This is a genomic window from Clostridium bornimense (assembly GCF_018917145.1).
GTDB classification, from domain to species: domain Bacteria; phylum Bacillota; class Clostridia; order Clostridiales; family Clostridiaceae; genus Clostridium_AN; species Clostridium_AN bornimense_A.
The window spans coordinates 1-8,856 of sequence record NZ_JAHLOD010000079.1; the positions used below are offsets into that span (position 1 = coordinate 1).

The 8,856-nt window shown below is 26.2% G+C and carries 7 protein-coding genes; 5 read left to right on the forward strand and 2 right to left on the reverse strand.

What is annotated here, in order from left to right; genetic code table 11:
* The first annotated feature begins 219 nt into the window (after positions 1-219).
* The 5 genes from KQI30_RS15885 (at position 220) to KQI30_RS15905 (ending at position 7,573) form a co-directional block, all read left to right on the forward strand.
* Positions 220-1,014, forward strand: coding sequence for a TnsA endonuclease N-terminal domain-containing protein (locus KQI30_RS15885; protein ID WP_216464326.1), 795 nt, complete (start codon positions 220-222; stop codon positions 1,012-1,014).
* A gap of 9 nt (positions 1,015-1,023) precedes the next feature.
* Positions 1,024-3,174: a Mu transposase C-terminal domain-containing protein gene (locus tag KQI30_RS15890; protein WP_216464327.1), complete on the forward strand. Its 2,151-nt coding sequence runs from the start codon at positions 1,024-1,026 to the stop codon at positions 3,172-3,174.
* Between the two features lie 8 nt (positions 3,175-3,182).
* Positions 3,183-4,838: an ATP-binding protein gene (locus KQI30_RS15895; protein WP_216464328.1), complete on the forward strand. Its 1,656-nt coding sequence runs from the start codon at positions 3,183-3,185 to the stop codon at positions 4,836-4,838.
* Between the two features lie 15 nt (positions 4,839-4,853).
* Positions 4,854-6,707, forward strand: coding sequence for a TnsD family Tn7-like transposition protein (locus KQI30_RS15900; RefSeq protein ID WP_216464329.1), 1,854 nt, complete (start codon positions 4,854-4,856; stop codon positions 6,705-6,707).
* Positions 6,708-6,826: 119 nt separating this feature from the next.
* Positions 6,827-7,573 carry an HNH endonuclease gene (locus KQI30_RS15905; RefSeq protein WP_216464330.1) on the forward strand — a complete coding sequence of 249 codons (747 nt, stop codon included), beginning with the start codon at positions 6,827-6,829 and terminating at the stop codon, positions 7,571-7,573.
* 455 nt (positions 7,574-8,028) lie between these two features.
* Here the strand turns inward: KQI30_RS15905 and KQI30_RS15910 are convergent, their stop codons facing one another.
* The gene (locus tag KQI30_RS15910) at positions 8,029-8,538 is read right to left on the reverse strand and encodes a GNAT family N-acetyltransferase (RefSeq protein WP_216464331.1); all 510 of its coding nucleotides are present in this window, start codon (positions 8,536-8,538) and stop codon (positions 8,029-8,031) included.
* A gap of 165 nt (positions 8,539-8,703) precedes the next feature.
* A partial coding sequence (locus KQI30_RS15915) for an ATP-binding protein (protein ID WP_216464332.1) occupies positions 8,704-8,856 on the reverse strand: 153 nt, incomplete at its 5' end.

Consider the following 8,856-nt stretch of genomic DNA (forward strand, 5'->3'; position numbering starts at 1 on the left):
TCTCTCCATTCATCATTACTTAACTTTTTATACATACCTAACCTCCTGATAAAATGTTATTTCCTTAATTTTATCAATTGGAGATTTTAGTATCTAGGTACTTAATTTTTGACGCTTACAACAAAAAGAATAATTAATGTAATTATGAATAAATTTCGTCATTATGTAAAAAATATAGTCATGTTAGTAGTATATTTTTATTAAAAGAAGGAGAATTACATGCCTAGAGGTGGAAGAAAAACTGATAAATATAGGCTTCTAGAAAAGAGAGGTACAGGAAGTTATAAAGAATATACTCCTTGGCTAAAGGTTCATGAATTTGGGTCAAAAGGGAGAGTTCACAGATTGTCAGGGTGGAAAGTAGATAGAGTGTATGAATTTATGTCTGATTTAGAAGTATATTATTTTTTATTAAGACAATGGGAGGAAAAAGTAATAGACATACGTGAACAGTTTCCTTTATTACCATTAGAAGAAACATTATTAATTGCTGATGAATTAGGATATGAACATCCAGATAGAAAAAGTAAAAATAATACAGTGATGACTACAGATTTTCTTATAACAATTAATGATATAGATGGTATTAGAAATGTAGCTAGAGCAATAAAAATGGAAAGTGAATGTAGAAAACCAAGAGTGATAGAAAAGTTATCTATAGAGAAAAAGTATTGGGAAAATAGACATATTGAGTGGGGAATAGTAACTGAAAAACAGATAGATAAAACTAAAGCAATTAATATTTATAATATATACAATGATTATTTTTGGAGAGAATACAATTTATATTCAGATGAAAGCGTAAATAGATTTATTAATATATATATAAATATAATGAATGAAAAAGGATATAATGTAATTCAAACATGTCATGAATTTGAAAGAGTATTGAATTGGGACAAGGGTGAAGGACTAAAATTCTTTAAATATCTATTAGCAACTAAAAGAGTAAAAACAGATATGAGAATACCTTTTGATTTTACTAAGATGAAGGTTTATTTTGAAGATAAATGAGGTAACTAAATGCAAGGATATATTTTAGAAAATGATATTTTAAGGTGTATAAAAGATGGCTCAAAAATTAGGATTATATGGATTAGTGATAATAATTCTAATTGTTATGCTATAGAATTAAACACAGAAGTTTTAAATATAATTGAATTATCAGTGGAGGAATTAAAAGACTCATTATTAAGTAATGAATATGAAATAGATGATGATGTTTATTCAGAACAGAATATAGTTATTGATATTAATTCTTTAAAAGAAAAATCTAGAGAGAGATTAGAAAATGCTTATAATATAGTTCAGTATTTATTAGAGAATGAACCACATTGTTATAGAAAAAGTTATAGAAGAAAAATAATTTTAGAAGCTAAAGAAAAGTTCAATGTTAGTGAAAGAGTTATATATAAATATTTCAGAAAGTATCTTCAAGGTGGAAAGCTAATATATTCATTAGTCGATGACTATAGGAATTGTGGTGGAGGAGGAAAAAATAAGCGGTGTGGAGATAAGAAAAGGGGAAGACCTAGTTATATAACTATGGCTACAGGTGAAAAAACTGGCATAAATGTAGATGATGATATAAGAAATATTTTTAAGATATCAATTGCTAGATATTTTAAAAATAGGAGGCAGAGAAGTTTGACTAAAACTTATGAGTTAATGTTAAAAGACTTTTTTTCAATTAAGGAAGAAGATGGTACAAAAAAAGTTAAAGATGTTAATGAAATACCATCATTGAATCAATTTAAACAATGGTATTACAAAAATGTGGATGAAGAAAGTGTAATGAGAGCAAGATTAGGGGATAAGAAATTTGATTTAAACCATAAGGATATTGATTCAGATTCAGTGATAGAAACATTGGGTGTCGGGTCAAGATTCCAAATTGATTCAACACCATTTGATGTATACTTAGTTAATAGTTTAAAAAGAACATCTGTAATTGGAAAACCAACTTTGTATTTAGTAGCAGATGTCTATAGTAGAATGATTGTGGGAATGAGTGTAATAGTGGGTAGTGCAAGTTGGGATGGAGCAGCATTAGCTTTGTATAATTGTACACAGGATAAGGTTGAATTTTGTAAGCAGTATGGTTTGGATATAAATAAACAGGATTGGGATGCAGTAGGTTTTCCACAGAAAGTTTTAGCGGATAGAGGAGAAATGGTAGGTCCTATAGCTGAGAATTGTATACAAAATTTAAGATTAATAATTGAAAATACAGCAAGTTATATGGGGTGTCAAAAGGGGATTATAGAGCAAGATTTTAATCGTATTAATGAAGAAATTAAACACTGGTTACCAGGTGCAGTTAATAAAAGTTTTGGATGCCGTGGCGAATATGATGTTAGAAAAAGTGCTAGTTTAGACATAAAAGAATTTACTAGAATTGTAATAGATGCAATTATAAAAAGAAATAATACATGGTTAGATAAATATCCAAGAGATGAAGAAATGATAAAAGATGGTATAAAGCCTATTCCAGCAGAAATATGGAGATGGGCTTTAGAGAATAAATCAGGTGGATTACGTAAAATTCCTAAAGATATATTAATATTAAATTTACTTAGGGAAGGCAAGGCTGCTATAAAAAGAGAAGGAATAATTTTCAAAAAACTAATTTATACAAGTGATATTCTAAAAGAAAGAGGATATTTTCTTAGAGCACAAACAAGAGGAACTATTTATGTAAAAGTTAGATTTACTTTAAGAGATATTTCTAGAATTTATTTGATTTTAGATAATAATGAATTTGTTGAGGCAACACTTAATGAAAATAAAAAATTTAATCATGCATTTGAGGGGAAAATGATTGAAGAAATAGAAGATTACTTCAAAGAAGATGTTATTGATAAGAATAATGAAATGAATAATCAAAATAATATTAATTTGAGGATGAATGAAGATATAGAAAAAGTAATTATGGAAGCAAAGAGAAAGAAAGGTGAAGAAAAAAATAATATTAAACATATAAAAGAAAATAGAAAAATAGAAACGGTATTAGATGGGTTGGATAACTCACTAATTAAAGAAAATCCGATTAAACCTAAAGAAGAAAATTATAATGATAAAAGTGTTAATGATACTGTAGAAAAGAATGAAGACACTTATACTTATGAGAGTATAATGCTGCAAAAAATTAAGAATTTAAAAAGTGGGAGATGAATTATTGATTGAAAGAGTATGTAACATATGAACATAGTCAATATGAGGAATATTTTAATGGTATCTTTAAGTTTGGCGAACATGTAAAAGCAAGATATATTAAACAGGAAAATATAAGTTTTAAAAACAATATTTTGATAGAAGCTTTACCTCCAGAAAGAACAAGTGAAATGTACTATATGGATGTTTATAATCCACCAATATTTAATGAGTCTGAACGGCAAAAGGATGCTGAATATAGAATCAATTCGGTTTTAAGGCTTCTTAATTGTTTCTTTCCTGTAAGTTACAATTTAAGAATTGATTCAATGTTATCTAGAGTTATAAGAAATGGATATGCATCAAAGATTGTTTTTAGTCCAGAACATATAGATGATTTAAAAAAGTATTCAGGATTACTATCTAATACATATTTGAAGGAAAATGATGAGATACAATGTGTATATGATAATACAGCAAGCTCTGGAAATGGATTTTCATTGTTTGGAATAAGTGGAGCAGGAAAAACTACATCTGTTAATATGAGCTTATCATATTATCCACCTGTAATTATTCATACTGGAGATGGAGAAAATAAGTTTCTCTTTACTCAGGTAGTATGGATAAAGATTGATTGTACTTATAATGGTGGAATGAAAGGGCTTTGTCAAAAGTTTTTTCAAGAGTTAGATAGGCTATTAAAGGGTACTAATTATGCAAAACAATATGGAAATAGTAGAAATGGTGTAGATACTATGATTACTGCTATGGCTCATTTAGTGTTAAAGCATGCGATAGGCGTTCTTGTAATTGATGAAGTTCAACATATTCTAGGAAATAAAAAAGGAGAGCAATTATTTAATTTTTTTGTTACTATAATGAATGACGTAAAACTTCCGATTATTTTTCTTGGGACATATAAAGCGTATAATACAATTTTAGCTAAAGATTTTCGTCATGGAAGAAGAGTAACAGGAATATCAGATATAAAATGGGATAGGTTAAATAAAGATGAACATTGGAAAATGTTTATAGAAGAATTATGGCAATATCAGTGGACTAAAGAATATACTCCATTGACTGATAGAATTAGTGATATTATGTACGAAAATACGGCTGGGATAACAGATAGAATTATAAAATTATTTATAGCTGTTCAGATAAGGGCAATAGAGTCAGGACAAGAAAAGATTACTATTAAATTAATTCAACAAGTAACAAAAGATTCATTTAATTTGACTAATGATATGATAGACGCATTAGAACAAAGAGATTTAAATAGATTAGCAAAATATGAGGATTTATATTCTCCTGATATAGGTGGATTTATCCACAAAAAAGAGGAAATGAAATTTTCACAAGTATCAAAAGATATTTATTGTAGCGAATCAAAGAATAAGAAGGAAAGAGAAATTCAAATAAGAAATAATATAGTAATTCAATTACAAAAGATGTCATATGATATTGAAGATATAGTTGATGCTATAGATAAAGTAAAGAAAAAATTCGGTAAAGATGTAGATGAACCTATATTATTAAAAGAAACATGTAAGATGTTAATAGAGAAAGAAAATCCAATTACTGAAAGCAGCAAGACAGTAAATAAGAAAACTAAAAGAAATAAAGTTAGTGAAGAGGAAAAAGAGAATTTTTTACTAGATAATGTAAAAGAAGATTTTATATAAAGGGGAATTTAGAAAGTGATTAAATTTTTACCTAGAAGATATAATGATGAATTGTTATATAGTGTCATTGGAAGATATCATAAATATTCAGGTAATCTAAGTTTAAAAACAACATTAAGAGAATTATTTAATACAATCAATATAACACCAACAATAGAATTTCAGAGTTATCTTAAAGAGTTTGTTAAGAATATAGAGGATATAAGCATTAGTGAAAAGGACTTAATAGAGGACAATTCATTAATGCCTCTTTATTTTTATTTTATGAAAAAGAAAGATGTTAAGGAGATTACTAAAAGGTTAATAAATTCAAATGGAAAATCAATTAAATATAAAACAGGAATTTTAGCAGGAGGAATATGTAGAAAAAAACACATTTACTATTGTCCGTTATGCTGTAAAGAAGAGTTATCTATGTATAAAGAATGTTATATACATAGAACACATCAAGTAGAAGGTGTCTTTGTATGTGAAAAACATGGTTGTTTATTAAATGAATATTCATCCAATCTAATAAGGGATGAATATATAGTGATTAATAGTGAGCGTATAGACTTTAATGTTAGATATATAGATTGTGATTTAAATAAGAAATTAAAACAAATATCAAAAGATGTATACTTTTTGTTAAATAATAGAAAACTTAAATTTACTATAGAAGACATAAAAAAGAAATATAATATTATTTTATATAAAAGAGGGCTATCAAGTATAAATGGACGAGTTTATCAAGGAAATTTACATAAAGAGTTTATAAATTATCATGGTGAGGAATTGTTGAATTTGTTAAATAGCAACATTGATATGGATAATGAGAATAATTGGCTTAAATGTCTTGTACGAAAATATAAGAAAATAGTACATCCACTTAGACACATTTTATTTATTGAGTTTCTTTATGGTAGTGTTGAAGAATTTATGAATCAAATGAAAGATACAGAATTAAATTTTAAACATAAAAGAGCATTATGTTTAAATCCTTGTTGCAAGAATTATAAAAAAGCAGTAATTAATGAATATAAAATTAAGTTTGATAGTAAAAGTAAGAAAGTTATAGGGACGTTTAGATGCAAATGTGGTTTTACGTATTCTAAGGATATAAAAAAAGGACCTTATTATATAGGAAGAGTAATATGTTATGGTGATGTGTGGGAAAATGGCTTAAAAAAATTAATACAATCTGATTTATCAATAAATGCAATAGCAAAGCAAATGAGATGTGATGCAGGTACAGTTGTTAAATATGCAGATAAATTAGGAATTAAAAATTCATTGAATACACAACGTAAAATTTTAGTTAAAAGTACAAATAAAAATGATAATTATCTATATATAAAGAGAGAGTATAGAAATTCAGTAAAGAAATTAATTTCAGAAAAAAATGGCATAACTAGAACTGAAGTACGAAGATGTTTGAAAAAAGAATATATTTGGTTGTATCGTAATGATAAATATTGGTTTGATATAAATATGCCTTCAATACAAACCACAAGTAATATAAAAGATTATACTCAATATTGGAGAAATAAGGATGAAGAGATGGTGAAAGCAGTAAAGAACGCATATTATATAATTTTGAATATGAAAAAGCCAACACGTATTACAAAGTCATTAATAGGAAAAATAGTATTGAATAGAGCTTTATTAGAGAAGAAACTACATAAACTGCCTAATACTATGGAATTTTTAGAGAGCGTATGTGAAAGTGTAGAAGAATTTAGATTTAGAAGATTAGATAATATATATATAAATGCAAAAAAGAAAAATTTAGAATTATCAGATTGGAAGATACTAAGAATAGCAGGGATTAAAGATAAGAACATCTTGGAAAAGTATAAAAAATTTATTAAGAATAAAAGAAGAATATAGTTGTCTTATGAATGATTAATTTATTTTGACTAAAAAGAAATAACTACAATACAGTTCGTTTATACCATTATGTGGTATAATGATAGAAAAAAATAGGAGATTATTATAGGGAGGTAAATATGGCTAGTAAAAATAAATTTTCAATTCATGGAGATGATATTTATATCACAAGACCAGAGTGGGATAAGTTATGTTATGCAACATATAGAGAGGATTATTATGATGAAATTACAAGAGTTACATGGACAAAGAACAATAATCATATTAAGTCATCGAAATTAGGTTATTTACATAGATATATAATCGAAAAATGGTATCCAGATGTGGATATAGATAAATTATATAAAAATGGGTGGATTATCGAACATATGGATAACAATGGATTCAATTGTAGAATATCTAATCTGGAATTTTTACCGAAAAGGTACAATACAGCTAAAGGTCAAACTGTAGATATTGATAGAAAAAGATTGATGACTAAAATTGCATTATCAATGTATAAAGATTTTTCTACAGGATGTTATCAGATTACTATATTTTTTAATAGTAAGGTAGAAGAATATATTACTGGAAGACAAATACAAACTTTAAAATTGTTATATAAGCCAAACACTGATTATAAAATGGTTATTCATGAAGCAGAAGAAATATTATTTGACTTTGAAAATAATAAAGCAATTGATATGAAAAAATTACGTTTTGATGATTATAAAATTGGGTACAGTACGCTAATTAAAGTTAATCCAGAAGAAAAAAATAGACCTATAATTGAAAGAAATGGCGAATTATATATCAATCTTAGTGTTCCTGGTTCTGGAATAGTATCTCTTGGTTTTGATACAGGATGGACTCCACGAAATAAATAAAATGTATGTTGTTGAAATAGGGCGTGAAAAATGTATTTTCTTATAATTGTTATAATTAGTTATGGTGTAATCAAAAAAATCTTTTAATAATATATTTTTGATAAGTGTGTTTTTAGATTAAGAAAAATACACTTATTTTATTGGGATAAATAATTATTAGATATATTATTTTTGTAGTAAAACTACTCTAAATTAATAGTCGATGAAATAGGTATAGATGGATATGAATTTTCTTACCGACTTTTTTAAACTAAAAATAGAATTTATTATAGCAAAATATGAATTTTCTTACCGACTTTTTTAAACTAAACACAAAAAAAGGAAACGTAATTTAGGCGTTTCCTAGTATTATTTCTTACCGACTTTTTTAAACTCCAACACCTTGTGATTTTGTGATAAAGTTCCAAAATTAAAATAACTAATTTAAAGGCTAGACATTTTTAAATAAGAAATGTCTAGCCTTTTTTAATCAATTTTTCATAACAATTATTATGATGGATTCTTCCTCGAAAAGTTAACTTACCAACATAAGTATATCCAAAATTTAAATATAAATTATTAGCTGCTGTGTTTAAAGAAAAGGCATCTAATCTAATTGATTTCAAATTTTTTTTAGAGCAAAATTCTTCTGCAAATTTTAAAACTTTTTTTCCTATACCTTTTCCTTGATATGAAGGTAAAACTGCTAACCTATGTATGATAAGAGCTTTTTCATTTTTAAAACTCCAATTTAATGTTTTATAAAGAGGATCTTCTTTTGTATTTAAGGCAAATATAGAGACTAATTTGTCATTATCAAATAATCCATAAGCTTCATTATTTAATATATCTTCCTTTATTATTTGCCAAGTTGGATAGTTTTCATTCCATTGATAGATTTTCTTAGTGTTGAGATCTTCTCTACAAGAAACCACTAAATTCATAATATCTGTTTTTAAATTTACTGTTAATATATTAAATTTCAAGAAAGTATTCCCCCTAACAATATATATAAACTAAATTATAATAGCTCCTTTTAACATATTCAATAATGTCTTATGTTTTTTATACTTAAAATCTATACCAAAACACAGCTAAAAATTATACCACCAGTAAATGAATAATTTTTAATACGTATATTTTTTGAATTTTTAGTTTAGTGTTTTTAGCCAAGCTTTAGTTTCCTTTAATCTGTAAGAACTTCCATTCATATTAATGATAAAAGACTTATGTGTTAACCTATCGGTTAATGCAGCTGTCATAATAGGATCACCTAATATTTCATTCCATCTATCAAAAGAAAG

Bases quoted from the DNA above. Each gene is read 5' to 3' on its own strand.
- KQI30_RS15885 (WP_216464326.1), top strand. From the start codon at position 220: ATGCCTAGAGGTGGAAGAAAAACTGATAAATATAGGCTTCTAGAAAAG.
- KQI30_RS15890 (WP_216464327.1), top strand. From the start codon at position 1,024: ATGCAAGGATATATTTTAGAAAATGATATTTTAAGGTGTATAAAAGAT.
- KQI30_RS15905 (WP_216464330.1), top strand. From the start codon at position 6,827: ATGGCTAGTAAAAATAAATTTTCAATTCATGGAGATGATATTTATATC.